This window comes from Streptomyces sp. Z423-1 (genome assembly GCF_013009255.1).
Taxonomy (GTDB): domain Bacteria; phylum Actinomycetota; class Actinomycetes; order Streptomycetales; family Streptomycetaceae; genus Streptomyces; species Streptomyces gossypiisoli.
The window spans coordinates 4503560-4529024 of record NZ_CP053109.1 but is presented as its reverse complement, the minus strand read 5'-3'; the positions used below and the strand labels follow the sequence as shown (position 1 = coordinate 4529024).

Below are 25465 nucleotides of genomic sequence, written 5' to 3'. Positions count from 1 at the left end.
CGCCCGCCTCTACGTTGCAGTTCCTTGCTCCGGCATGTCGGGCAGCGGCCGCCCCAGGGCAGGCAGGCTGCTGCGTGCCTGCCACTCGCGCGGCGACATCCCGTAGGCCGCGCGGAACGCCCGGCTGAAGTGGGCCAGGTGGGTGAAACCCCAGCGCCGTGCGACCGAGCTCACCGTGGGGGTGCGGGGGCCACGGGGGTCCAGCTCGCGGCGGCACTCCTCGAGCCTGCGCCGCAGGATCCACCGGCTCACGGTCATGCCTTCGCCTTTGAAGAGCTTGTGCAGATAGCGCGTGGAGATGCCGTGCGCCCGGGCGATCGACTCGGGCGACAGGCCGGGCTGGGCCAGGTTGCGGTTGATGAAGAACCGGATCCGCAGAAGCAGGGCGCGCTCGGCGGTTTCGGCGTCGATCCTGTCGTGAGCGAGTCGTTCCGCGCACAGCGTGGCCAGCAGGTCGGTCACGTTGCGTGCGAGCTGTTCGCCGACCTCCGGGGTGTGCGATGCGGCGGTGTCGGCGAGGCGCGACAGGAACGGGGACAGGAGCCGCCCCAGTCCCTCGTCACCGGGGATGATCCCTCCGGTGAGGCCGTGCAGATCGGAATCCGGCACGAGCAGGGCAGGCCGCGGCAGCATGACCGACACGATCTCGACCGGCTCCGTATACACCGATGCATACGGGCCGTACGAGGTCAGGATGACCATGTCGCCCGGTCGCATTGCGCCGGTCTCCCTGCCGTCCTGTGCGAGCATCCTCGGTGCTCCACGGCGATGCAGGCCGACGGTCACGTATTCCTCGGGATCATGCGAGAGCAGGCGGCGGGTGCGGCTGGCATGAGCCGGACCGGACAGCACCCTGTTTATTCGCAGAGGACCGAGCTGGTCGGTGGTGATGGAGGCGGAAAACGGTCCCGGCCCTTCGAGAAAGGTCATGTCGTGGCGGAAATGCGTCTGCATCACGGCGTCGGCGAAGAAGGCCTGCCGGTCGCGTGGCGGTACCTGGTCCGTGGAAACGATGACGGTCATGGTGACTCTGTCGAAACCTTTCTGCAGTGCGGTGCCTGCGGTCATTGCCACCTGAACCAGTGCGGCAAGTACTCCGCGTCTGCGGAGTCACCGCCCGACCGACTGCGGGGTGATGCGCACGAGGCCGCCCCGTCCGCTGGTCGCCGCGGGCTGCCTCAACCGGGATCAGGCGGGCTTCCTTCATCAGCACGGGCCCGTGCGCGGTCGCGTGGCGGGGCAGGACACGGTTGGCCCTGGCCGTAAGCGTGGGCGTATGTGGAGATATCGGCACGATTGTCCATGCTGATCCGGATGTAGGGCATGGCTGGCTCCGGTTACATCGGTGTGACCGACCAACGCCTGCACATCGGGTGGTCGGCACGCCTGAGTTTCCGGTGCCCGAGGCTGCGAGACATCTGTCAAATGACAGCGGTCGGCGTCACAGGTGGGCGGGAATGGCTGCTGAGAGGCGGTACGGGAGACTCCCGCCGCACGGGCGACTCCTGCGCTCATCACCCTCCCCCGCGTGTGCCACTCCTCATCAAGAAGCCCTCGTCCGTCCCTTGCCTACGCGCCGGCCCGCGCTTACCTTTGCCGCTACTCACACGTGTCGATACCACGTGTGAGTAGCTGTGTCAGCGCTTTTTCGAGACGCCTCTCGCCACGTCCCCGTTCGCGTCTCCAGCACGAAGGCGGTCGCATGACCACCACTCCTCCCCGCCCCGACCACGCTCCTCCGTACACGGAGCAACGTCCCCCGCCCGAGCGCAGCGCCCGCCCCTGGGTCGTCACCACGATGGCCCTGGCGCAACTGGGACTGTTCCTGGCCCTGCTCACCCCGGTCTTCTCCAGCCTGGCCATCAAGGTGCAGGACATCGTCCCCAAAGACGACGAGGTCTCGGCGCTCGGCATGGTCAGCAGCCTCGGCGCACTGGCCGCGTTTCTCGCCAACCCGGTCTTCGGCCGGATCAGCGACCGGACGACAGGCCGGTTCGGCCGACGCCGGCCATGGCTGGTGATCGGCGCCCTGGGACTGACCGTCGGCCTCGCCGTCATCGCGACCGCGCAGAGTCTGGCGGTCGTCGCCGTCGCCTGGTTCCTGAGCCAGACGTTCGCCAACGCCGCCCTGGCCGCGTTCACCGCGTCGGTTGCCGACCAGGTGCCGGTCTTCCAGCGGGGCAGGGTCGCCGGCCTGATCGGCGTCATGCAGAACCTGGCCATCCTCGGCGCCGCCTACGCGGCGAGGGTCCTCGGCGCGGACATGCTCCTGCTGTTCATGGTTCCGGCGGCGGTCGGGCTCGCCCTGGTCGTGCTGTACGTGATCGCCCTGCCCGACAAGCCGCTGCCGCAGCGTCCGCCGTCCGGAGGCGGCCTGCGTACGGTGCTCAGGACGTTCTGGGTGGACCCCCGCAAGCACCCGGACTTCGCCTGGGCCTTCGTCTCCCGCTTCATGGTGATCCTGGCGATGTTCATGTTCACCACGTTCCGGCTGCTGTTCCTCCAGGACCAGCTGGGCCTGTCGGACGACCGGGCGGTGTCCGTCATGGCCACCGGCGTACTGGTCTACACCGTGGTCCTGATGGCCGCGGGCCAGCTGGCCGGATGGCTGTCCGACCGCTTGCGGCGCCGCAAGGTCTTCGTCGGGTTGTCGGCGCTCGTCTTCGGTATCGGCACCGCCATGTTGATCACGACTGACACCGTCGCCGGCTTCTACGCCGCAGAAGCAGTCCTCGGCCTCGGTTTCGGCGTCTACGCGGGCGTGGACCTCGCCCTCGTCCTCGACGTCCTGCCCGATCCGGATGATTCGGCCAAGGACCTGGGCGTGTTCAACATCGCCAATGCCGCACCGCAGTCCATCGCTCCCGCCATCGGCGCGCTGCTGGTCAACACCGCGGGCGGCCACGAATACCACCTGCTGCTCGGCGTCGCCGCCGCGGTCTGTGTGGTCGGCGCCCTGGCCGTCATCCCCATCAGGAAGGTGCGCTGATCCTTGTCCACGGTTCATCCCACGCCGCTCGGACCACCACCAACGTCAGGTGCTCCCCGGCGCCGACGCCTGGTCGCCGCGACCTGACAACGATCGGTGTCAGAGATCGGTGGGAATGGCTGCGGGGTTGCGGTTGAAGGCCTCCCGGGCGATCTCCACGCGGCTGCGCAAGCCGAGCTTGGCGAGGATGTGGGAGATGTGCGTCTGTGCGGTGCGCCGGGTGAGGAACATGCTCCGTGCGATGTCGGAGGTGGAGCTGCCGGCCGCGACCAGGAGGGCGATCTTGTGCTCGGTCGGGGTCAGGGCGTCCCAGCCGTGCGCGGGCCGCTTGGTCCGGGCGCCGCGCACGCCGCTGCGTATCCCGTACCGGCGCAGCCGCGCCTCGGCACGGCGGATGTCCCAGACCGCGCCGAATCCGCCGTAGAGGTCGAGCGCTTCGCCGATCAGGCGCTTGGACTCGCCCGTGTTCCCGTGTTCGGCCAGGACGACGGCCAGGTCCTCCAACGTTCCCGCCAGCTCCACCGGCGCGCCGACGGCCCGGTAGTGCTCCACCGCCGACCGCAACGGCGCCGGATCGCGCTCATAGAGTCCTGTGCACCAGTCGGCGGCGGCCGTGGCGCGGGCCGGGACCTGCTCGGCGGCTGCCTCGGCCCGGCAGGCGGCCAGCGCGGCCGCGGCGACGGAGTCGTCGTCCACGGCGAGTGCCAGGCGGACAACCGTCGGCAGCCACTGGTGGATCAGCGTCATCTCGCCCGGCTCCCGGGTGAGGAGACCGCCGAGGTGCGAGAGGGCCAGGTGCGGGTCCCCCTTCTGCTCGGCGGAGAGCGCCCGCGCGAACAGCAGGAAGTCGGTGTTCTCCCGATCGGCGACCGTGACCGGTGGCTGACGCAGCCCGGCCCGCAGGTGCCCCTCGGCCGCGGCGCGATCGTCCCGGCGGACGGCGATGAGGGCGGCCACGCCGTGCCACAGCCACATGGGGCCGCGCTCGCGCAGACCCCGGTAGGTCATCGCGGAGACGCTCTGGTCGACCGATTCGAGCTCCGCCAGCGTGTCGTCCCACTGGCCCAGCCAGTAGGTGAGGACTGCAGCGGTGACGCTGAACCTGGCGTCATCGGTCCGGTCGTCGTCGAGCAGGAACTGCCGCGCCTCCCGAAGGGCTGCCTCGGCGTCCGACCACCGGCTCAGGTTCTGCAGGGTGAAGATCCGGGCATGCAATGCATAGCACCGCAGGTCCGTGTGGTCGTCGGTGGCGTTCAGTGTCTCCAGCGCGCGGTCCACGCAGTCCAGCGCGGACAGGTACTGCCGCTGTACGGAATGGGTGAGCCACAGATCGGTGAGCGCGTACGCGATGGCGAACGTGTCTTCGGCACTCTCGCCGATCTGCAGTGCGCAGCGCGCGGTGGCGTCCGCGGCTTCCAGCGCGCCCGATCCGGCCCGCTGGAACATCGCCAACGAGCCGAGCAAACGGGCGCGCCAGGCGTCGGGCAGATCTTCCTCCAATGCCTGATCCAGCGCTGCGACCGCCGCGTCGTTGTCACCGCCGCTGAACAGCGCGCGGGCCAGCACCCAGTACATCCGCCCGCGGTCGGCCGGCTCCCCCGACACCGCCAGGGCCTGCCGGGCGTGGCCCGCGGCCTTCTCGTGCTCGCCCGCGCCGACCAGGATCTGGGCAAGAGCCGCGCTCAACGCGGCACGGTCACGCTGGTCCGCGACCCCGTGTTCCAGTTCCCGGTCCAGCAGCTCGGCCGCGAGGCTCGGGGCCCTGACCGCCAGCACCGGAGCGGTGTCGGCGAGCCAGCGCCGGGCCCAGCGGTCGCCGACGCGGCCCGACGCCAGCAGTTGCTGCGCAACCCGTTGAGGCTCGACACCGCCGATACCGTCCAGTGCCCTGGCCGCGTCTTGGTGCAGCGCAACGCGAAGCGCCGTCGGCATGCCGTCGTACAGCGCCTGGCGGATCAGCGGATGCCGGAACGCCATCCGCTGACCGGCATCGACGAGGATCCCGGCAGCGACCGCCTCCTGGAGATCACCTGAAATGTCGATGGTGGACCGGCCCAGGAGCGCTGCCACCTCCTCGACCGCGAACTCCCGGCCGAGCAGCGCGGCCACCCGCAGCATGTCGAGCGCGTCGGCCCGTACGAAGCTCAGCCGGCTGTCCAGCGCCGCAGCCAACGACCTTGGGACGGTGCTCAGCGAGGTGTCCCGGAGATCGGCACGCTCGCCGACCGTCACGACGCCTTCACGCACCAGGGACTCGACCAGCTCCCGCACGTACAGGGGATTGCCGCTGGCCTGGGCGGCAAGGTCGACCAGCGCGGGACCGGGCGGCGCACCGGCGACATCGGACAGCAGATCGCGGATCGCGTTCGGGCCGAGGGGTCCCAACGAGATCGTTGTCGTGGCGTGGCCGCGCAGCGCGGCGCGTAGCTGCCGCATCCCGGATCCGCGGGGCACTGGCCGGAAGGACAGGACCAACAACAACGGCAGGTGCGCGGCGGTCGACGCCAGGCGTCGGCACACGTCCAGCGACGCGTCGTCGGCCCACTGCATGTCATCGAGCACCATCATGGTCGGCGCGGTAGCGCAGTCCTCCTCGACCAGGGTGAGGAGCATCTCGATCAGCGCGGCGTGCACGGCGTTGCTCAGGAGGAGGTCGGGCCGCTCGGCGCGCGCGAAGCGCAGCATCTCGGCGCGGCGGGCATCGTTCGCGCGCTGCGTGATCTCCAGGCAGTCGCACAGCAATCGCAGCGGCAACGGGTGCGCGACCTGGTCCGCGATGCCGTGCAGTACCGTGCAGCCTGACTCCTTGCCGGCCGCGGCCGCCGCGGCGACCAGCGACGACTTTCCGATACCGGGCTCACCCTCGACCAGGACCACGCCGCCGGTGCCGGCTTGCAGCTGTGCGATGGCGTCCCGCAGCACCGCCCGCTCGGCCTCGCGTCCGACAAGACGGGTCGGGAGGCCCGACGACATCGTCGGGTTCCCTTGCCGGACAGGGGATATCCGGGGTCTACGAGTCGTATTTCCTGCCCCCGTCGTCATATGACCGCTGTCCCGCCGCTTCACCCATCTCCGACACGATTTCGACAGAAAGCGTACAGCCGTAGTCGCTGCGTGCCATGAGACGGTAAGACCTGGAATGCGGTGAGAGCGCCGGAGACCCAACTCATGATCTTGAGTGCCTGACGTTGTCATGGTCGGGTTGCCGCTGCAGGACCTGAAAACTCCCTCCATCTGCCGTCAGAAGCTGCGGGTAAGTCGCTCCGGGCGCCGTCAGTGCCGCGTGCTCAGCGGACCACGAGCTTGCGGAGCTCCGAGGCGATCTGCTCGGGGGCTTCTTCGGCCATGAAGTGGCCGCAGTCGACGGTCGTGTGGGCCAGCTTCGGTGCCCAGGCGGACCAGAGCGCTCGGGCGTCGAAGCCCAGGAAGGCGCCCCAGTCCTGCTGGAGCACGGTGACCGGCATCTCCAGTTGGCTGCCGGAGTTCCTGTCGGCCTGGTCGTGGTCGACGTCGATCTCGGCGGAGGCGCGGTAGTCGGCCACGATCGAGGGCACCGCGTCGCGGCAGGCATCCAGGTAAGCGGCGCGGATGTCAGCGGGAATGGCCTCGGGGTCGCGGGTCCAGATGTCGAGGAAATGACCGAAGAAAGCGTCCGGTGCGGCCGCGATCATCTGCTCGGGCAGGCCCGGGGGCTGGGCCATGAGGTAGAGGTGGAACCCGATGGCGGCTTTCGTGCCGCGCATCACCTGCCACATGTCGAGGGTCGGAAGAACGTCGAGGCAGGCCAGGTGGGTGATGGTGGTGGGATGGTCGAGTCCGGCGCGGAAGGCGACCAGGGCGCCGCGGTCGTGGCCTGCCAGTGCGAACCGCTCGTGGCCGAGCGCGCGGGCCAGGGCGACGATGTCGGCGGCCATGGTTCGCTTGGAGTACGCGTCCGGGCCGGTCTCGGCGGGTTTGTCGCTCGCGCCGTAGCCGCGCAGGTCGGGGCAGATGACCGTGTGGTCCGCCGCGAGGTCGGCGGCGACGTGCCGCCACATCAGGTGGGTCTGAGGGAAGCCGTGCAGGAGCACGATCGGGCTGCCCGAGCCGCCGACGGCGGCGTTGAGGGCGATGCCGTCGGCGACCTGGACGCGCTGGTAGTCGAAGCCGGGGATGCTCGGTGCTGCCACGGTGTGCTGCTTTCGTCGAGTGTGGGAGGGGTCCGCGGTCGGCGGACACCATCGAGACTGCCGCGCGCGAATCAGCATCCGATCAGCGCGTACCGTGGCAGGCGGGAAGGGCAAGGCCGGGAGGTGGGGATGGAGCGGGTCACCTTCGGTGTGCTCGGGCCAGTGGTCGCGTGGGATGCGGCCGGTGGCGTTCTCGGGCTGAAGGGGCCGCGGCACCGGGCGGTGCTCGCTCGTCTGATCACGGCGCGCCGACGCGTGGTTCCGGTCGCCCACCTCGTGGAGGACCTGTGGGACGAGCCCGGGCCGGGCGCCGTGGGTGCCGTACAGACCTTCGTCGCCGCGCTGCGCCGTGTCCTGGAGCCGGACCGCCCGGCCCGGGCCCCGGCCCGTCTGCTGGTCACCGAGGGCCCCGGGTACGCGCTGCGGGCAGCACCGGATGCCGTGGATGCCTGGCGGTTCGAGGCGGCCGTCGGTGCCGCCGCGAAGCTGCCGCCCACGCGGGCACTGGAACAACTGCAGGCCGCGCTGGACATGTGGCGTGGCCCGGCCTACGCGGAGTTCGTCCAGGAGAACTGGGCACGCGGGGAGCGCTCCCGCCTGACCGAGCTGCGGCTGCAAGCAGTGGAGCAGCAGGCGCATGCCCGGCTGGCTCTGGGGCTGGCCGTCGAGGCGGTACCCGACTTGGATGCCCACCTGGCCGAGCATCCCTGGCGTGAGGAGGGCTGGCGGCTGCTGGCCCTGGCGCTCTACCGCACGGGCCGACAGGCGGACGCACTCGCGGTGCTGCGCCGGGCCCGCACCATACTGGCCGACGAGCTGGGCCTGGACCCCGGCCCGGAGCTGCGCCGACTGGAGACGGACATCCTCACCCAGGACCCGCGCCTCGACCTGCCGGACGAACCGACGACGGCGGCGGCCCGGCTGTGGACACGGGCGGCCGCGGCCTACGACCGCACGGTCGCCGGGGGCCCGCGGGCCCGGCTGGATGCGACGGTCGGACTGATCCGCAATCTCGCAGTCACCGGAGGCAGCGGGCTGCAGGCGGCCCAGGAACACCGCCTGGCTGCCATCACCGCGGCGGAAGAGCTCGACGACCCGGAGCTGACCGCCCGCGTGATCGGTGCCTACGACGTCCCGGCGATCTGGACCCGCAACGACGACCCGCAGCAGGCGCAGCAGATCGTCGCGGCCGCCGAGCGCACCCTGGCCGCCCTGCCAAGCGGCGACCCACACGAGGCGGCGCGCTGCCGCCTGCTGGCCACGGTCGCACTGGAGATGCGCGGCACCCGCTCCGCACGCGGCCCGCAGGCCGCACGCGAGGCGGAGGAGATCGCCCGGCGCCTGGACGATCCCACGCTGCTGGCGTTCGCCCTCAACGGGGCGTTCATGCAGTCCTGCACCCGGGCCGGGCTCGCGCCGAGACGGGATGCGATCGGCGCGGAGCTGGTCGCGCTGGCCGTCCGGCACGGCCTGGTGACGTTCGAAGTACTCGGCCACCTGATCCAGGTGCAGGCGCGCAGCGCGCTCGGCGACCTCCCGGCGGCCGACGAGCACGCCGCCGCCGCGGACCATCTGGCCGAGCGCCACGAACGGCCGCTGGCGAGCGTCTTCACCCAGTGGTACCGCGCGCTGCGGCTGGCTGCCTCCGGGCAGATCGCGCAGGCGGAGGCCGCATACCGGGCCGCTGCCGCACGGCTGGACGGCGCCGGCATGCCCGGCGTCGAACACGGCCTGCTGCCCCTCGCGCAGCTGTGCCTGCGCCTGGCCGATGGCAGTACGTCGGCAGCGGCTGTAGCCGAACAGGTCGATGTGGATGCGGACTGGGGCCCGTACCGCCCCTGGGCCGAGGCCTTCGTCCCACTGCGCACCGGCCGCCGCGCCGAAGCCCGGAGGATGCTGAGCGCCTTGCCGGAGCCGCCCGCGGACCTGATGTACGAGGCACTGTGCTGCCTGGAGACAGCAGTCGCACTGGAACTCGGCGACCGGGTCGCGCTGGAGCGACTCCACACCCGCCTGCTGCCGGCCGCGGGCGAACTCGCAGGTGCGGGCAGCGGCCTGGTCACGCTCGGTCCTGTGGACGGGTGGCTCACCGCCATCACCGATGCGCTTGAGTGAGCACCGCCCTGCTCGTCGAGGCGGTGCGGGCCGCGGCGTCCGGGGAGGCGCTGATCAGTCCGGAACAAGATCGAGGCGCGCAAGCGAGTGGAGATCGCAGCCTGGGCGTGGGAGTCAGGCCTGATGAACAGCTGATCCGCGACGCGGGACGCAGGCCGGTACCCGCCTGCGGCGCGTACTGGGCGTCCTGGTGCTCGCCCGGCGACGAACGCAAGCCGTCCCTGGACGTCGTCGTGAGCGCACCGTTCCCGGCGTTCGATCCGAGGGGCCGAGGGCGTTTGTGAGTGGCGCCCCTGGTGCGCCACACCCGCCCGGCAGTGCACCGACGGCGGACACGGTTGACACTTTCTATTCTCTCAGTGAATAGTGGCTGGCGTGTCCACGCCCCATGTCCTCCTCGGTCTGCTCACCCCGCGCGCCATGCACGGGTACGAGTTGAAGCACGCCCACGACACGCACCTGCCGGGTGCCAAGCCGCTTCCCTTCGGGCAGGTGTACGCGACCCTCAAGCGCCTGGACCGCGACGGCCTGGCCGCCGAGGCCGGGCACGACCGTGTGGGAGGCCCTGACCGCACGGTGTACGAGGTCACCGACCGCGGGCGGGAAGCGCTGGCCGCATGGATCTCGCGGATCGAACCGCCGGCGCCCCACCTGTCGAACGAGCTGCTGGCCAAGGTCGTGATCACCTTGCTGGTGGCGGACGAGGCGACCGCTCGCCGCCATCTCGCCGCGCAGCGGGCCGCCCACCTCGCACGGATGCGTGCACTCACAGCGGCGAAATCCTCCGGAACGCTGCCCATCGCCCACGTTCTGGCCGCCGACTTGGCGATCGCTCACCTTGACGCGGATCTGCGGTGGATGCAGACCGCCGTGGACCGCGTCACCGACCTGCACCAGGAGGTGCACCAGTGATCATCGAAGCCCGTGACGTGGTGAAGGCCTACGGGCCGACACAGGCTCTGCGCGGCATCTCGGTCGGCATGGAGGAGGGCGAGATCGTCGCCGTCACCGGGCCGAGCGGATGCGGCAAGTCGACGCTGTTACACATCCTCGCGGGCATCCTGAGCCAGGACGCCGGCGCCGTCCGGTACCAGGGCAGGCGTGTCGACGAGTGGAGCGAGTCCCAGCGCTCGGCCATGCGGCGTACGGACTTCGGGGTGCTGTTCCAGTTCGGACAGCTCGTCATGGAGCTGTCCGCGGCGGAGAACGTGGCGTTGCCGCTGCTGCTCGGCGGTGTCCGCCGGCGCCGGGCGGCGGCGACGGCACTCGAGTGGCTCGACCGGCTCGGGGTGGCCGAACTGGCGGAGAGGCTGCCCGGTGAGATGTCCGGCGGGCAACAGCAGCGGGTGGCGCTCGCCCGGGCTCTGGTCACCGAGCCGAAAATCCTGTTCGCCGACGAGCCGACCGGTGCACTCGACACCCTCGCGAGCGAGGCCGTCCTGCAGCACATGGTCCACGCCGCCCAAACCCAGCGCACCACCGTCGTGCTCGTCACACACGACGCCACGGTCGCCGCGTACGCGGACCGGGAGATCCGGCTGCGCGACGGAGCCGTCGAAGCCGACGACTTCGCTCTGCTCGGTGCGGGCACAGCGCTTTCCGCCGGAACCGTGGAGACCTCCCGGTGAGCCCGCTCACCACGCTCCGGCTCGCTCTGGCCGGCGGCCGGGCGGACAGGACCCGCATCGTACTGACGGCGCTCGGCGCCGCGCTCGGCACACTCACCCTGCTCGCCGCGGCAACTGTCCTCGCCGTGACCGAAACGCACGCGGCCACGTACACCAACGACCTGCTCAACGACGAAGGGCTGCGCCCCGGTGTCGCGTTCGCGATGCTGCTGCTGACCATTCCGGTCCTGGCGTTCGTCGCGCAGTGCAGCCGGCTCGGCGCCCCCGGCAGGGAGCGCCGGCTCGCGGCGATGCGGATGGCGGGAGCGACACCGCGCCAGGTGGTCCGGATCGCGGCGGCCGAGACGGCCCTCGCGTGCGCCTTCGGTGTCGCGACGGGCTACTGCGTGTACTTCCTCGGCCGTGTGCTGCTCGACGCACCCGGTGCCGACGGGCGCCGGCCCCTGCCGACGGACGTCCTGCCCGGACCCGCATCGATGACCGGCATCGCCGCGGGTGTGCCGCTGTTCGTCACACTGCTGGCGGTGCTCACCCTGCGCCGCGTGACGCTCACCCCGCTCGGCGTGGTCCGCGGCATCTCGCGCGGCCGCCCGAGCAGGACGCCGGGCGTGCTCGTCCTCGCGGGTCTCGGAGCGTGCGCGCTCGTCGAACCGGTCCACCGGTACTTCACCGACCATCCGCGGAACGACGACGTGCCCCTGCTGGTCATCGGAGGACTGATCGCGGTCGGTGTCCTCACCGTCAGCGTCGGCGTCGTGTCGGGGACCGGCTGGATCGCGTACACCGTCGGCCGGGTGCTGCACCGTTTCGCCCGTCGTCCCGCCGCGCTCCTGGCCGGCAGGCGGCTGATGGCCGACCCGTGGTCCGGCAGCCGCACCTTCTCCGCGATGCTGGTCGCGCTCATCGCCGGGTCCGCAGCCGCCGGGCTCTCCGCGCTGACCGTGGCGACGGTCGCGGCCCAGGAGGAGAACACGCGGCGGTTCGCACGGCTCCTCGGTGAACCGTACGACCCGTCCGGCACGGGCTTCTACGAGCGCGCCTACGCATTGGTGGGACACGCCGTTCTGGTGGCGATGGCGATCGCCGCCATGGGCCTGCTGGTGGCGCTCGTCGACGGTGTCGCGGCCAGAAGGCGCACACTCACCTCCCTCGTCGCCGCCGGCACCCCGCGGGGCATCCTTGCCCGCGCGCTCGGCTGGCAGGTCCTCACGCCCGTCGTTCCCGCGGTCGCCCTGTCGGTGACCGTGGGCGCGCTGCTGCCGCGCCTCGCCGTACCGGACGCCCGCGAAGCGGCGCGGATGGAGGTGCACCGCTGTACACCGTTGCCGGGCGATCCGGCCGACGCCTGTCAGGACCCCGCCTACGAGCAGGCACACACCGTGCTGCTCACGGCGGAGAAGGTGCCGGTCACCGTATACGTCCCCTGGGACCGGCTCGCCCTGCTCGCCGGCGGAGCCGTCGCCGCGACCGTCGCGATCACCCTCGTCGGTCTGCTCTTCCTCCGCTTGAACACGCGGGCCACGGAGTTGCGCGTGCAGTGAGCCGAGTCGCGCATGCGGGGAAACGGGCCACGGGGCTGTGCATGCCGAGCTTGGCGAGGATGTGGGAGATGTGCGTCTGCGCGGTGCGCCAGGGCGTCCCAGCCGTTCGCGGGCGGCGCTCCCGGACGAGGAGACCGCCGAGAGGCGAGAGGGCCAGGTGCTGGTCCCCGTCCTGCTCGGCGGAGAGCGCTCGCGCGAACAGCAGTAAGTCGGTGTTCTCCGGTCGGCGACCGGCACCGGTGGCTCACGCAGTCCGGCCCGCGGGTGCGCGTCGGCCGTGGCACCGACTCCGATGCGGACAACGTCGTCCACCGGCAGAACCACAACTTCACGTGGCACAAGGAAAGGATGCGGACCAAGCAGGCGGGCGCAGGTGGAACGGCGAACGAGCGTGCCGTTCCACCGTCACCGGGACGGATCCGGTGCCGTTGCGCCATCAGTGCTGCGCGGCGGTTTCGCAGCGCCCTGCCCTCTGGCAGAGCGGCAGCCCATCGGTGCGGGCCTACCCGTCGTGCAGCGGTGTGGCCGCGCCGGTCGCACCCATGGCCCTGCGCCGCACGAGCGGGGCGGCGCCTTCAGCCCAGCAGTGAGGGGCCGTCGACCGTGCGGGTGGTGCCGTCGGCCAGGGTGAGGGTCAGGGTGCCGGTGAGCAGGCCGTCGGGGTTGCCGTCGGGCCACCAGGCGGTCCAGCGACCGTCCTGCACGGTGGCCTGCACCGTCTGGCCGGAGTCACGCACGGTCACCTCCCTCACGTCCGCCCCGGCCGACCCGAGCGCGTAGTTGAACTGGCCGGAGTCGCTGCCACGGGCGCCGAGAGTGTCCAGGGTGACGGCGTCGGCGGCGGTGCCGGCCGCCACCGTGTCGATCGCCATCGACACGCCCGACCCGTCCGAACCGGCCAGGCAGTACGTCGTCTCACCGGCGCGCGTGACGACCATGGAAGCGACCGTTCCGCGGATGTCCGCGTTGGAGATCTTGGCCGGCGCGCTGTCGTCCTGGCCTCCCTTCGAGGCGTCCAGGCACCATTTCTCGGCGGCGCCGCCGTTGCGTGAGGAGCTGTCCAGGCCCGCCGGGGTGGCGGTCCAGCTAGCCAGCTGCGCCGAGGACAGCGGCCCGGAGCTCTGCGAGCCGGGCAGGATGCCGGTGGCCGCCAGCACCGCCGCCGCCGCGGCCAGTCCCCCGGCCGTCATGAACGCCACGCGCCGCACCAGCGGACGACGGAAGGGCGTACCGGCCGCCCGCACCGGCTGCCCGGTGTCCTCCAGCACGGTGCGCAGAAGCTGCTGCTTGCGGTCGAGTTCGGCCGCGGACAGCTCGGTGCGCGGCGCGGCGTCCAGGTCGGCCAGGCGGGAGAGAAGGTCGTTGTTCACCAGGGTCTCCTATCGGGGGGGTCAGTGGATGGCAGCGACGGCGGGCGCACTGGCGCCGTTGGGGGTGAGGTGTTTGGCCAGGCGGCGTTTGGCGCGGGTCAGCCGCATGGCGTAGGCGGCGCGGGTGCAGCCCAGGACCTGCGCCGCCTCCCGGGCTGTCAGCTGCTCCCACACGTGCAGGGCGAGGACTTCCTGGTCATCCGTGGCCAGGGCCTGCCAGGCAGCGCCGAGTTCGAGCCGCTGGTCCACCCGCGCCGTGGCATCGTCGGTGGCCTCCCGCAGGCCGGAGGCGGTGGTCTGCTGAATGTGCACCACCAGCGCGGACTGCCGACGCATGCCGCGCTGGTGGTTCAGCATCGCGTTGCGGGCCGTGCGAAACAGCCACGGCCGCGGGTTGTCCGGCAGCTCACGCCTGCGGCGCCAGGCCGCCAGGAACGTCTCGCCGACGATGTCGTCGACGTTCATCGGATGCGCCCGTCGGCGCACGAACCGCACAACGTCGTCGTAGTGAGCCCGGTACACGTCCGTGAACTCGGCTTCGGAATCAATGGGCATGGCTTCCTTCCGTAGCGTCTGCCCCTACATGTCCACGACCAGCACAGGTGCAACAGGCAGACCAGAAAGAAGTCGTTCGATGTCGATGCCCACAGGAACGCCTGCCAGCAGCGGTCGGCGTCCCTCATGCCGGCGCCGGTGCCCGACACGGCAGCGTCGTGTCCCCCGGCTTGGTCAGGCTGTGAGAACAGGCCTGCCCTCAGTCGAGGACATGCCGCAAACAGGACTCCGGATCAGCGCGACAACGAGTGAGTGGCGCGGATGACGAGTAATTGTCAAAATCTGTCGATCAGTTGAGGTGGCTCAGGCGGCGCTGGGTTCGGGGCGCTCGAACGAGCCGGCCGCGTTCGAAGCGGGCTTTGGCGCGGGGAGGGCGACAAGGTGGGGTGCGTTCACGGCCCGCCCCGGCGCGGGCCGCGGCTGCCCGCCGGCAGCTACTCGCCCGCCGGCATCTCGATGGTGAACACCGTCCGCACGCCCGGCGTGCTCTCGGCACCGACCGTCCCGCCGTGGGCCTCTGTCAGCTTGCGGACGATGGACAGTCCGAGACCGCTGCCGCCCGTCCGGCGGCTGCGGGACTTCTCCGCACGCCAGAACCGGTCGAAGACCCTGGGGAGGTCGTCCGGCGCGATACCAGTGCCGGTGTCGGTGACCTGAAGGGTGACGGTGTCACCGCCGCGGCGGGCCGCGAGCGTGACGAGGCCTCCGGCAGGAGTGTGCTGGACGGCGTTGGCCACCAGGTTGCCGACGGCCTGACGCAGGCGTACCGGGTCGGCGGTGAGTTCGACGTCCGGGGCGGCGTGCACCTGGAGCGTCACCCCTGATGCGGCCGCCTGCGCCTGGTGGGCGGCCGCCACCTGGGAAAGTACGTCCGCCACGCGCAGCGGCTCGGGATGGATCCGCAGTTCGCCCGCGTCGGCGGCGGCGAGGACCTGCAGGTCGTCGACGATGCGCTGCAGGAGCACCGCTTCTTCGAGGAGGGAGCGTACGAACCCGGGGTCCGGGGAGACGATCCCGTCGTCCGCGATCTCCAGCCAGCCCCGCATGGTGGTCAGCGGTGTGCGCAGTTCGTGCGCTATGTCGCTCACCATGGCCTTGCGCTGCGCCTCGATACGGGACCGGCGCTCGGACAGGTCGTTGAAGGCGGCCGCCAGGTAACCGGTCTCGTCGCGGGTGGTGACCGGTACGGTGACGTACTCCTCGCCCGAGCGCTGCGCCGCGTCCGTGAGCGCCCGCAAAGGTCGTACCAGCCGGATCGCGACGGCCGCCGTCACCGCGACCGTCAGCGCGAGGACGGCGCCCGTCACACCGACGAGACGGATCGTGTTTCTCTTCGACAGGTCGAACCGGGGAGCGGTGTCTCCGTCCGCGGAGGCGAGGTAGAGCAGCGCGGGCGGCGCGACATACGGGTCGAGCTGCGTTCTGCGGCTGTCGTCGACGCATTCGTCCACGGCCTTTTTGGACTTCTGGTCCGTTATCTCCTTGCTCACCCAAGTGAGGTCGGGCTGGATCTGGAATATCCCGGTCACCGGGGGTTCCTGCGCGGCGAGGCACTGTTCTACCAACGTGTCGAGCCGCTTCAGGGCCCGCTGTTCCGTCGTAGTGGGTTCGCTCAGCTCGCCGTAGTCGCATTCGGCCATGTCCAGCGGGCCGTCGTCCCCCGGAGACTCCAACGAGGGCCGCCCGCTGGGGGATTCGGCCACGCGGACGTCTACACGGAAGTCGCGCAGGCAGAGCGCCATCTTCTTCGCGACCTCGTGCAGCGCGGAGCGTTCCTCGGCCGGAAGCCGGTAGGGCCCCACCGCACGCGGGTCGATGCGGTAGCCCTCCACCCGTCCGGCGCCCGAAGCGGACTCCGCACGTAGCGGATCGATGGCGGCGGAGGCACGCCGGGGGAGTGCAGCCGCCTCCGCAGCGGTGTCGGCGATCACCCGGTGGGTTTCGGTGGTCAATGCGATGCGCTGACCCGTCCCGCGGGCCAGCCGATCGAGGACCGGTCCCACACCGCTCCAGTCGGCGTGGGTGGCGGCGTATCCCGTGAGTTCGTCCCGGATGGCCGCGTCGTCCGCCAGTACCTGGCCCTGTTCCTGCTCGATCGCGCGGGTGGTGATGCGCACCGCGAGCCACGCGGTGGCCGCGATCGAGCACATCGCGATCAGCACCGAGGTGGCCAGGAGCCGCGCGAGGAGGCTGTGGCGCAGTGGGATCCTGCTCGCCACGCTACCCGCCGATCAGCTTGTACCCGACGCCGAAGACCGTCACCAGCCGGGCCGGTGACCGCGGATCCGCCTCGATCTTCTTGCGCAGGTTCATGATGTGCATGTCGATGACCCGCTCGGTCTGCATCCGCTGGTCGCCGAAGCAGCGCTGGAGCTGACGGCGTGTGAAGACCCGCCCGGGCGATGCCGCCATGGCGCTGAGGATCCCGAACTCGCCGGGTGTGCAGGACACTCGCCGCCCGTCGCACAGCACCTCGCGCCGGTCCGGGTGCACCACGAGCGTGCCCACCCTCAGCTCTCCGTCGTCGTCGGGTTCCCGGCGGCTGCGCCGCAGCATCGCCCGGACGCGGGCCGTCAGCTCGCGCGGGCTGTAGGGCTTGGTCATGTAGTCGTCCGCACCCAGGTCCAGGCCGGTCAGGATGTCCTCCTCCGAGGTGCGCGCCGTGAGCATGAGCACGAGCGCGTCGCCTTCCGCGCGCAGGACGCGGCACACCTCGAAGCCGTCGATGTCCGGCAGCATCACGTCGAGGACGATCAGGTCCGGGGGCCACCGCCGCGCCTGTTCGAGGGCGGCCGGCCCGCCATGCACGACGCAGACGACGTGTCCCTCCGGGACCAGGGACAGGCGGATCACCTCGGCCTGCTTCACGTCGTCCTCAACGACCAGGATGTGTGCGCTCATCGGCCCGATGCTAAGTCCGGTTCGCCATGGCATGGGCACGGCCGAGAGGAACCTCGCACGCTGACCACTTCTTGATATCCGTACGCCAGGCTCTGCCGTACGGCCTTGTCGCGGCGGGGGAAACGGCCCGCGGAAGGTCTGCCGGATGCCGTGCTCCGCGCGCACCCCGAACGCCGTCGCCCGACAGTCCGGAACGAGCCATGTGCACGAGAAGAGTCTGCGAAGCATGAGTGACAACCGCAGGGGGACGGACAGTGCCCACGTCAGCCCCGAGGAGACGATGCGCTTGGCCGCCGTGCGGCCGTCGGGTGACGAGGAGCCGTATACCGGGAGGTCCGGGGACGGTGCGGTGACCGAGTCGCCGGCCGACCCGGCTCCGGCGCCCAGGGGCAGGTCCGCACGGCGCCGACGAACGGCGGTCGGCGTCGCGGTGGTCCTCCTCGCGACGGGCGGCGCCGCGACGGGCACGGTCCTGTGGCCCGACGGCGGTGCCGAACGCGCCGCGGCGGAGCCCCAGCAGGTCGAGCTCGCCACGGTGAGCCGCACCACCGTCTCCGAGAGCCTCTCGCTGCCCGGCAACCTGGGGTACGGCGCCCAGCGCACGCTGCACCCGTACGGCGGCGGACGGGTCACCTGGCTACCGGAGGCGGGAGCGACGATCAAACGGGGGCAGACGATCTGGCGCGTCGACGACCGCCCGGTCGTCCTGCTCTACGGTGACACGCCGGTGTTCCGCCCCCTGGACAGGGTCGGTCTGGTGGGCCGGGACGTGCGCGTCGTCGCGGACCATCTCAGGAGCCTCGGCTACGACATCGGCGCGCAGCCCGCCGAGGGCACCTGGGTGCGCGGCACCGCGGCCGCGTCGTCGAGCGGTCCCTCCGCCGGGGCGGCGGACGCGGCGGCCACGGCACAGCCCGGCACAGGGCCCAGTCCTTCGGCGTCGGACGGCGGAGCCGGGACGTCGGACGGCGGATCCGGGACGCAGGCCGAGGACGGTCGGGCGAAGCCCTCCCCCACGCTCACCAAGGTGCGCAAGGGCGACGCCGTGCTCACTGAGAGCCTCATCGCCGCCATCGGGCGATGGCAGCGCAGCCAGGACATGGACCCCTCGGGAGTGATCCAGCCGGGAGACGTCTTCGTCACGTCCGGAGCCGTACGCGTCGGCAAGGTGCTGGCGCAGGTCGGCGACGACACGAGCACCGGTCTGATCTCCGTCACCTCCACCGGCAAACAGGTCACCTTGGCCGTCGACGCCTCGGAGGCCGGCTCGGTACGCGAGGACACCCGCGTCCGCGTGACGCTCCCCGACCAGAGGCAGGTGAACGGCACCGTCACGTCCGTCGGGACCGTCGTGCAGGACGACGAAGCGGAAAACTCAGGACAGAGCGCTACCGCGGGGCGCGTCACCGTCACCGTCCGCCTCGACAGCGACGAGGAGGCACGACGACTCGACTCGGCTCCCGTCCAGGTGGAGTTCGCCGGCCGGACGAAGCGCGACGTGCTGGCGGTGCCCGTGGGAGCCCTGCTCGCCCTGAGCGAAGGGGGCTACGCGCTGCGGACCGAGGACGGCCGACTGGTCGCCGTCGAAACCGGGATGTTCGCCAGGGGCATGGTCGAGGTCACCGGCTCCGGCCTGCGCGAGGGACTGCGTGTGGAGACCGCCTCATGAACGCCGTCATCGCCGTACGCGACGCGGTCATGGCCTACGCCGGCGGCGTCCGCGCCCTCGACGGAGTCTCCCTCAGCGTGCGGGACGGGGAGATCCTCGCGATCGTCGGGCCCTCCGGCTCCGGCAAGTCGACCCTGCTGAACATCATGGGCACCCTGGACCGGCCCACCTCCGGCACCGTCGAACTCGACGGCAACGACATCTCACGGCTGTCCGACCGCCAGGTGTCGGCCCTGCGGGGACGGCGCCTGGGGTTCGTCTTCCAGCAGTTCCACCTCACCGACGGACTCACCGCCGCCGAGAACGTCGCGACCGGCCTGCTGTACGCGGGCGTGCCCCGACGGCGCCGCCCAGCCCTGGCACGGGAAGCCCTCGCACGGGTCGGGCTCGCCCACCGCACCGACCACAGACCCGGCCAGCTGTCCGGCGGTGAACGCCAGCGTGTCGCCATCGCCCGGGCGCTCGTCAACCGGCCCGCGCTGGTCCTCGCCGACGAGCCGACCGGCGCCCTGGACACGGCCAACGGCGCCGCGGTCCTCAACCTGTTCCTGCAGCTGAACGCGGAGGGCACCACCATCGCGCTCATCACCCACGACCGCGGCATCGCCGCGCAGATGCCCCGCCGCGTCGAGATCCTCGACGGCCGCATCGTCACCGACACGCACACCGGACACAGCGCATGACCGATCTGAAGCCGCCCGCCGAGTCACCCGCCGCCGAGTCACGCGCGCTTCAGGGAGCGGCCACCGCCGCGCCCGGACGGCGCAGGGCCGCGCCTGCCGTCCCGGTCCGCCTGACGCCGCTCGACCTGCTCGGGCTCGGCCTGCTGGGCATCCGCACCAGGAAGCAGCGGGCGGCGCTGTCCGCCCTGGGAATCTCCATCGGCATCGCCACGATGATCATCGTGACGGCCATCCCGGCGTCCAGCCAGAAGGCGCTGATGCAGCAGCTGTCCGCGCTGGGAACCAATCTGCTGCGCGCCCAGCCCATGTCCAACCAGGGCAGCGACAAGCCCGTCTCCCTGCCGGCGGAATCGGTGGACATGGTCGAGCGTGTCGGCCCGGTCATCAGGGCCAGCGCCGTCGCCAACACCCATGCCACCGTGCACCGTTCGGACCGCGCGGACCCCGCGGACTACACCGGCCTGAGCGTGCTGGCGGCCCGCCGCGACCTGCTGCGGACCGTCGGCGGCACGGTGGTCTCCGGCCGGTTCCTGACCGAGGACAACGACCGGTTCCCGACCGTGGTCCTCGGCGCCGTGGCGGCCAAGCGCCTCGGCTTCGGCGCCCTGCACGCCGGTGAGCCCGCCCCGCAGATACGCATCGCCGACCGCTGGTTCACCGTCATCGGCATCCTCGGCCCCGTCCCGCTGGCCGACGACCTCGACCGGGCCGTCCTCGTCGGCTGGGACGCCGCCGTCAACGAGCTGGACTTCGACGGCCGCCCGACCGTGGTGTACACGAGGGCCGAGGAATCAGCGGTCGAAAGCGTCCGCGCCGTGCTGCCGGCCACCATCGACCCACAGACGCCCGGACTCGTACAGGTCAGCCGACCCTCCGACGCCCTGGCCGCCAAGCGGGCGACCGAGTCCACGTTCTCCGCCCTGTTCCTGGGCCTGGCCGGCATCGCCCTCCTGGTCGGCGGCATCGGCGTGGCAAACACCATGGTCATCTCGGTGCTCGAACGCCGTCGCGAGATCGGCCTGCGGCGGGCCCTGGGCGCCAGCCGGGGTCAGGTACGCGGCCAGTTCCTGACCGAGTCGGTCGTCCTGTCCGGGCTCGGCGGCGCCGCCGGGGTCCTGCTCGGCTGTGCCGCCGCCATCGGCTACGCGTCCCTGCGCGACTGGCCGCCCGTCATCCCCGCCACCGCGATCGGCGCCGGTCTGGGCGGCGCCGTCCTCATCGGCGTCGTCGCCGGCGTCTATCCCGCCGTACGAGCCTCCCGTCTGACACCCACCGAGGCGCTGGCCTCGACCTGAACCCGACCACGTACGCACACTCACGAACAGGTGCACTCCATGCACAGGATCAAAGGAAACCGTCTGCTTGCGGCACGTCGTGCCGTGGCGCCCTTCGCCGTGGTGACCGCCGTCGCCCTGGGCCTCACCGGTTGCGGTGGCTCCGGTGGGCCCGGTGACTCGGGCGGCTCCGGCAAGAAGGACGAGGTGGCGTCCCTGGAGGAGAGCGCCAAGAAGCCGTCCGCGTCGGCTTCGTCCGCCGATGCGGACGAGGGGCGGCCACGCCTTCGTGTGGACAGCACGGAGGACGAGGTGCGCGCCCTGTACAACGCGTACTACTCCTGTCTCAAGCAGCACGGCGGAAAGGTGGAGCAGGTCACCGGATCCAAGTCGGGAGGTGAGTATGTGCTGACCGGCCCCGAGGACGAGCAGCAGCCGGCGGAGGCGGTGAAGGCCTGCGAGAACAAGAATCCCCTGCCCGCGCCGGAGACCGACCCCCAGCAGAACCCGGACTATGCCGAAGACTTCCGCGCCTGGGTCACGTGCATCAACGACCGGGGACTGCCGGTCAAGACACTGCCCGACGGCAGCGGCTGGAACTATGACAGCAGCGTGTCGGAGGAGGAGAAGGGATCGGCGCGGGCCCAGAAGATCATCCGGGACTGCGAGATCGAGGCGTTCAAGTAGGAAGCATCATCTGTAGCCTCCGCGACTCCGTGGCCGGCCTGACTCGCTCGGCGAGCCGGGACGGCCGCCGTCGTGTGTCCCCTCGCACCTCCCCGCACTCCGCATCTCGCCTCTCGTCGGCTGGCTGTTCCGCAGGACGCACCGAAAGGCGTTCCAGTACGTCGTCGTGGTGCGCCCCGCAGCGGAAAGCTGGCCGCTGTCCGTCCGCTTCGCGCTCGCCCCGGAAGCCCGCTGGTGGACGACGGCCGAGAGCTGCGGTCAGCCCGAGCGCTGGTCGAACCCGCTGAACTGCTCGACTTCATGGACGGCTACTGGGATGGGTGGCTGCCGGACGGAGAGATCTCGCTCGAATAGGGGCCCGACACCGACGTTGGGCCCGGGGGCCGGAAACCGGCGGTGCCCAGCATCTTGTACGCCCGTACCCCCAGCAGGAGAACAAGCGGTGACCGTGCATGCCATCGAGATCACCTTGACCTGCTCCGTTGAAGCCGCCCGGGTTGCCCTGGGCACTAATCCTCCTCGGAGCAGTCTCTGCGGCATTGATCCCTCCGTTCCCATACCGCTCAGGTGGCCCGTTCCTATACTTGTGGCGTGGACCAGGAGCTGGAGCGAGCCGCGCTCGTCGCGCTGTTGCGGCGCGGGGATCGCTCCTGGCCCGACCTGACCGACCAGGTCGAGACCGTCGGCAGTGCGCGTGATGTCCTGGAGGGCGCGCCCGTTTCTCGTTTCCGTGATCGTTGTGAGGCATCGCACAGCCGGGCCGGCCACACAACGGACCCCGGCGCGTGAGCTATCCCACGGGGCTGGGCCTGTCTTCGTTGCGGGTGAGCTGACGCGCCGTCCGCTCGGGACGGTGGGCATGCACCCGGGGCCTGGTCTGCTCGGGCAGCTTCGCGGGACGTGATCCGCGGCGGTGCTGCTTCACCAGACGGGGCGCAAGGGCGGGATCTGGTCGTCGGCCAACGTGCGGATGATGGCCGCGAGTTCGGCTCGCGGGACCTCTCGGCCGACTTCGTGGAGCTGCTTGGTCAGCTGCGCCTCCAGCTCATGCAGGATCCGTCCGGCAACGGCGAGATGCTCCAGTGCCTTCTCGGTCAGCACGACGAGCTTGCGCCGGCCGCCGGCGGGGTGCGGTCGGCGCTCGACGTAGCCCCGCTTCTCCAGGTCGTCGATGATCTGGCCGGCCGCCTGCTTGGTGACCCCCAGTTGCTCGGCCAGCTCGCTGCTCGTCGCGCCCGAACCGTGCAGTACCTGGAAGACCAGGCCGTGCATCGGACGCAGGTCGTCATAGCCCGCTGCGTCGAGGCGGCTCACGAACTCGGAGAGGACCAGCTGGAAGGCCATCCCGAGCAGGAACGTGAGCTCGGTGCGCTCGAGGGGGTCATGGGTCTCCACCAGTTCATCTTGACACACGAATATAAAGTCGCTTTACTCGCTGCGAGTAAAGGAACTTTACACAGGAGAGCCCATGAACGTGGTCAGCGAGAGCGAGCAGCGGACGACCAAGACGCCCGCCGGTTCGATGTACGGCCTGGCAGCCCCCAGTCAGGGCAGTGCCGAGGTCAGCACTTGGCGGGTGGAGCTCCCCGCGGACTCCTCCACCCCGGTGCACATCATCGACCGTGAGCAGGTGTGGATGCCCCTGTCGGGCGCGTTCGAGGTCGAGGTCGAGGGCAGGATCGAGCAGGCCAAGGCCGGTCAGGCCGTCATCGTGCCGGCCGGCGCGGTACGGCGGCTGAAGGCCGTGGGCGGCCCGGCCGAGGCTCTGGTCGCCATGGCCGTCGGCGGCAAGGCGATGATGCCGGGCAGCGACGACAAGATCCCGCTTCCGTGGGCCGAGTGACCCTCTCCCGGTGAGCAGCCCGACCTCCCGGTGAGCAGCCCGACCACCAACCCCGGATGGTTCTGGTCGGGCTGTTCGCCTCTCCGGGCCCCGCAGTGCCGCCCGGGTGCGGCCGCTCGGCTCCGAAGGCATCGGACATCAACGGCAATCCGACCAACCCGATTGAGGACAGTATGAATCCCGAAGTGAGCAGCGGGCGCCGCCGGGCGATTCTGGCTCTGCTCGCCATCACCGTACTGATCGTGGTCATGGACCTGACGATCATCAACGTGGCGCTCAACCCGATCCAGCAGAGCCTGGACGCGACCAACGCCGAGCTCCAGTGGTCCCTCGACTCGTACCTGATCACTTTCGCGGCCTTCCTCTTCACCGGTGGCGTGTGCGCGGACCGGTTCGGCCGGAAGAAGACCCTGATAGCCGGCTTGGTGGTCTTCGGTGCCAGTTCGGTGCTCGGTGCGTACGCCGGCGACATCACGGAACTCATCGTGTGGCGCAGCGTCATGGGCGTGGGTGCCGCGGTTGTGCCGACCGTCACGCTGGCCATCATCATGAGCGTCTTCCCGCCCATGGAGCGGCCGAAGGCGATCGCGGCCTGGGCGGCGGCGGCCGGAGTCGCCTTCGCCGTGGGGCCGGTGCTCGGGGGGCTGCTGCTCGAACAGTTCTGGTGGGGGTCGATCTTCCTCATCAACGCCCCGCTGGTCGTCGTGGGCCTGGTGCTCCTGGTGTGGCTCGTCCCCGAGTCCAAGAACCCCGCACCCGCGAAGTTCGACCCCCTTGGCCTGCTGCTGTCCGTGCTCTCGATCGGCCTGCTGGTCTACGGCATCGTGACGGGCGGCGAGGACAACGACTGGCTGGCCGCCGAAACGCTGGGCTCGCTCGTCGGCGGTGTGGTGCTGCTCGCGCTGCTCGTCGTGATCGAGGGGCGGATGGCGGCGCCTTCGCTGGACGTCGGCCTGCTGCGCAACTCCCGGTTCTCCGCGGGTTCCGGCGCCATCGCGCTGTGCTTCTTCGCGCTCATCGGTGCCATCTTCATCACGCAGTTCTATTACCAGGCAGTGCTCGCCTTCTCCCCGATGGAGGCCGGTCTGCTCATGCTGCCCATGGGCATCGGCTCTGTCTTCATGTCGGCCCGCTGCCCCAAACTCATGATGCGGTTCGGCCCGCGCGCCGTGGTGGCCGGGGGTGCGGTCGTGATGGCGGTGTCCTTCGTCGTCACGAGCCAGTTCTCCGCGGACACGCCTACCTGGCTGCTGATCGTCGCGCAGCTGATCTTCGGTCTGGGCTGGGGCTGCATCATGGCGCCCGCCACCGCTTCCCTGATGTCCGTGGTGCCCCCGGTCAAAGCGGGCGCGGGGCAGGCCGTGTCGCAGACCGTCCGCCAGGTCGCCGGGGCGCTCGGCGTCGCCGTGATCGGCAGCATCCTCGGGGTGGTGTACCGCTCGGACATGGAGGAGGCCGTCGGTGTGCTCCCTCAGGCTCTGCGCGACGAGGCGGCCGGATCGATCGGTGGCACCCTGCGCGCGGTCGACGCCGCGAACCTGGGTGACCAGGCTCCCGCGCTGATCGACAAGGCCGTCGACACCTACTTGGCGGGCATGGAGATCACCATGCTCGTGGCCGCCGGTGTCGTGCTGCTCGCGGCCGCCGTGTCTCTGCGCTGGCTGCCGAAGACGGCGCCGAAGCCCCCTGTGCCGCCGGCGCCGAAGCCGGTGGCGGACGAGGCCGCCGGGGCGCCGGGAGCACGCGCCTGAGGGCTTCGTACGGTCCGAGCACGACCCCACCGGAGCTGCCCGCCGGAAGGTACACCGGCGGGCAGCTCCGCGTCTCGCATTTCTGCCAATTTGCAAGACGGAGTTGATACTTCCGAATCACCAGGCGTAGTGGGGCACAGGATTCAGGCCACGGCCTCATGGGACGAACGGGATGGAAACGGGCGGAGTTGAATGCTCCGAATATGTTTACATGACGAAGAGTAAAGGTGCTTGACTTGACGAGTTGCGGATCCGTAGTGTCAAGGCATCAAGCGGCTCGATTCAGCATC

General features: G+C 70.8%; 20 protein-coding genes. 12 read left to right on the top strand and 8 right to left on the bottom strand.

Translation table 11 applies throughout. From position 1 onward, the window contains the following. Positions 1-9: 9 nt before the first annotated feature. The gene (locus HJD23_RS20095; RefSeq protein ID WP_240980764.1) at positions 10-1068 is read right to left on the bottom strand and encodes a helix-turn-helix domain-containing protein; all 1059 of its coding nucleotides are present in this window, start codon (positions 1066-1068) and stop codon (positions 10-12) included. A 634-nt stretch (positions 1069-1702) separates the two neighbouring features. On the opposite strand from HJD23_RS20095, the gene HJD23_RS20090 reads away from it, so the two are divergent. Then, positions 1703-2989 (top strand): MFS transporter, encoded by a 1287-nt coding sequence (locus HJD23_RS20090; RefSeq protein ID WP_171113735.1) that lies wholly within the window; start codon positions 1703-1705, stop codon positions 2987-2989. 99 nt (positions 2990-3088) lie between these two features. Here the strand turns inward: HJD23_RS20090 and HJD23_RS20085 are convergent, their stop codons facing one another. Together HJD23_RS20085 and HJD23_RS20080 are read right to left on the bottom strand one after the other, a co-directional pair. Next, positions 3089-5962, bottom strand: a complete 2874-nt coding sequence (locus tag HJD23_RS20085) for a LuxR family transcriptional regulator (protein WP_171134051.1) — start codon at positions 5960-5962, stop codon at positions 3089-3091. A 314-nt stretch (positions 5963-6276) separates the two neighbouring features. Beyond that, positions 6277-7158 carry an alpha/beta hydrolase gene (locus tag HJD23_RS20080; protein WP_240980763.1) on the bottom strand — a complete coding sequence of 294 codons (882 nt, stop codon included), beginning with the start codon at positions 7156-7158 and terminating at the stop codon, positions 6277-6279. A gap of 129 nt (positions 7159-7287) precedes the next feature. Between HJD23_RS20080 and HJD23_RS20075 the strand changes: the two genes are divergently transcribed. From HJD23_RS20075 to HJD23_RS20060, 4 genes are all read left to right on the top strand, one after another. After that, positions 7288-9273 (top strand): BTAD domain-containing putative transcriptional regulator, encoded by a 1986-nt coding sequence (locus tag HJD23_RS20075; RefSeq protein ID WP_171113732.1) that lies wholly within the window; start codon positions 7288-7290, stop codon positions 9271-9273. A gap of 375 nt (positions 9274-9648) precedes the next feature. Beyond that, positions 9649-10185, top strand: a complete 537-nt coding sequence (locus HJD23_RS20070) for a PadR family transcriptional regulator (protein WP_171113731.1) — start codon at positions 9649-9651, stop codon at positions 10183-10185. Then, positions 10182-10901: an ABC transporter ATP-binding protein gene (locus HJD23_RS20065; RefSeq protein WP_240980762.1), complete on the top strand. Its 720-nt coding sequence runs from the start codon at positions 10182-10184 to the stop codon at positions 10899-10901. The genes HJD23_RS20070 and HJD23_RS20065 overlap by 4 nt, the downstream gene beginning before the upstream one ends. Further along, on the top strand, positions 10898-12442 hold the full coding sequence (locus HJD23_RS20060; RefSeq protein WP_171113730.1) for an FtsX-like permease family protein: 1545 nt from the start codon (positions 10898-10900) through the stop codon (positions 12440-12442). Before HJD23_RS20065 ends, HJD23_RS20060 begins: the two co-directional genes overlap by 4 nt. Positions 12443-13017: 575 nt before the next feature. Here HJD23_RS20060 and HJD23_RS20055 read toward each other — a convergent pair. The 4 genes from HJD23_RS20055 to HJD23_RS20040 form a co-directional block, all read right to left on the bottom strand. Beyond that, entirely contained in the window at positions 13018-13812 is a 795-nt protein-coding gene (locus HJD23_RS20055; RefSeq protein WP_171113729.1) for a hypothetical protein, read from the bottom strand. Positions 13813-13833: 21 nt separating this feature from the next. Next, on the bottom strand, positions 13834-14367 hold the full coding sequence (locus tag HJD23_RS20050) for a sigma-70 family RNA polymerase sigma factor (RefSeq protein ID WP_171113728.1): 534 nt from the start codon (positions 14365-14367) through the stop codon (positions 13834-13836). Positions 14368-14801: 434 nt separating this feature from the next. Further along, on the bottom strand, positions 14802-16586 hold the full coding sequence (locus tag HJD23_RS20045; protein ID WP_171113727.1) for a HAMP domain-containing sensor histidine kinase: 1785 nt from the start codon (positions 16584-16586) through the stop codon (positions 14802-14804). 1 nt (position 16587) lies between these two features. Next, complete coding sequence (locus HJD23_RS20040) at positions 16588-17268, bottom strand: response regulator transcription factor (protein WP_171113726.1); 681 nt, start codon at positions 17266-17268, stop codon at positions 16588-16590. 226 nt (positions 17269-17494) lie between these two features. Between HJD23_RS20040 and HJD23_RS20035 the strand changes: the two genes are divergently transcribed. The 5 genes from HJD23_RS20035 to HJD23_RS43925 all read left to right on the top strand — a co-directional run bounded on the left by HJD23_RS20035 (position 17495) and on the right by HJD23_RS43925 (position 22370). Then, positions 17495-18937: a peptidoglycan-binding protein gene (locus HJD23_RS20035; RefSeq protein ID WP_232107815.1), complete on the top strand. Its 1443-nt coding sequence runs from the start codon at positions 17495-17497 to the stop codon at positions 18935-18937. Continuing rightward, positions 18934-19620 carry an ABC transporter ATP-binding protein gene (locus tag HJD23_RS20030; protein ID WP_171113725.1) on the top strand — a complete coding sequence of 229 codons (687 nt, stop codon included), beginning with the start codon at positions 18934-18936 and terminating at the stop codon, positions 19618-19620. Before HJD23_RS20035 ends, HJD23_RS20030 begins: the two co-directional genes overlap by 4 nt. Continuing rightward, positions 19617-20915, top strand: coding sequence for an ABC transporter permease (locus tag HJD23_RS20025; protein ID WP_171113724.1), 1299 nt, complete (start codon positions 19617-19619; stop codon positions 20913-20915). Before HJD23_RS20030 ends, HJD23_RS20025 begins: the two co-directional genes overlap by 4 nt. 39 nt (positions 20916-20954) lie before the next feature. Next, on the top strand, positions 20955-21581 hold the full coding sequence (locus tag HJD23_RS20020; protein ID WP_171113723.1) for a hypothetical protein: 627 nt from the start codon (positions 20955-20957) through the stop codon (positions 21579-21581). Positions 21582-22172: 591 nt separating this feature from the next. Next, a complete protein-coding gene (locus tag HJD23_RS43925; RefSeq protein WP_232107816.1) occupies positions 22173-22370 on the top strand; it encodes a hypothetical protein in 198 nt (65 codons plus the stop codon). A 132-nt stretch (positions 22371-22502) separates the two neighbouring features. Here HJD23_RS43925 and HJD23_RS20010 read toward each other — a convergent pair whose 3' ends face one another. Next, entirely contained in the window at positions 22503-22976 is a 474-nt protein-coding gene (locus HJD23_RS20010) for a MarR family transcriptional regulator (RefSeq protein ID WP_206352702.1), read from the bottom strand. A gap of 73 nt (positions 22977-23049) precedes the next feature. On the opposite strand from HJD23_RS20010, the gene HJD23_RS20005 reads away from it, so the two are divergent. After that, complete coding sequence (locus tag HJD23_RS20005; RefSeq protein ID WP_171113722.1) at positions 23050-23424, top strand: cupin domain-containing protein; 375 nt, start codon at positions 23050-23052, stop codon at positions 23422-23424. 185 nt (positions 23425-23609) lie between these two features. Further along, a complete protein-coding gene (locus HJD23_RS20000; RefSeq protein WP_171113721.1) occupies positions 23610-25175 on the top strand; it encodes an MFS transporter in 1566 nt (521 codons plus the stop codon). The last annotated feature ends 290 nt before the right edge of the window (positions 25176-25465 follow it).

Excerpts from the sequence above, each read along its gene's own strand:
- HJD23_RS20050 (WP_171113728.1), bottom strand. The coding sequence starts at position 14,367 with ATGCCCATTGATTCCGAAGCCGAGTTCACGGACGTGTACCGGGCTCAC.
- HJD23_RS20020 (WP_171113723.1), top strand. The coding sequence starts at position 20,955 with ATGCACAGGATCAAAGGAAACCGTCTGCTTGCGGCACGTCGTGCCGTG.
- HJD23_RS20095 (WP_240980764.1), bottom strand. The coding sequence starts at position 1,068 with ATGACCGCAGGCACCGCACTGCAGAAAGGTTTCGACAGAGTCACCATG.
- HJD23_RS20085 (WP_171134051.1), bottom strand. The coding sequence starts at position 5,962 with ATGTCGTCGGGCCTCCCGACCCGTCTTGTCGGACGCGAGGCCGAGCGG.
- HJD23_RS20040 (WP_171113726.1), bottom strand. The coding sequence starts at position 17,268 with ATGAGCGCACACATCCTGGTCGTTGAGGACGACGTGAAGCAGGCCGAG.
- HJD23_RS20025 (WP_171113724.1), top strand. The coding sequence starts at position 19,617 with ATGACCGATCTGAAGCCGCCCGCCGAGTCACCCGCCGCCGAGTCACGC.
- HJD23_RS20030 (WP_171113725.1), top strand. The coding sequence starts at position 18,934 with ATGAACGCCGTCATCGCCGTACGCGACGCGGTCATGGCCTACGCCGGC.
- HJD23_RS20005 (WP_171113722.1), top strand. The coding sequence starts at position 23,050 with ATGAACGTGGTCAGCGAGAGCGAGCAGCGGACGACCAAGACGCCCGCC.
- HJD23_RS20090 (WP_171113735.1), top strand. The coding sequence starts at position 1,703 with ATGACCACCACTCCTCCCCGCCCCGACCACGCTCCTCCGTACACGGAG.
- HJD23_RS20035 (WP_232107815.1), top strand. The coding sequence starts at position 17,495 with ATGAGTGACAACCGCAGGGGGACGGACAGTGCCCACGTCAGCCCCGAG.
- HJD23_RS20075 (WP_171113732.1), top strand. The coding sequence starts at position 7,288 with ATGGAGCGGGTCACCTTCGGTGTGCTCGGGCCAGTGGTCGCGTGGGAT.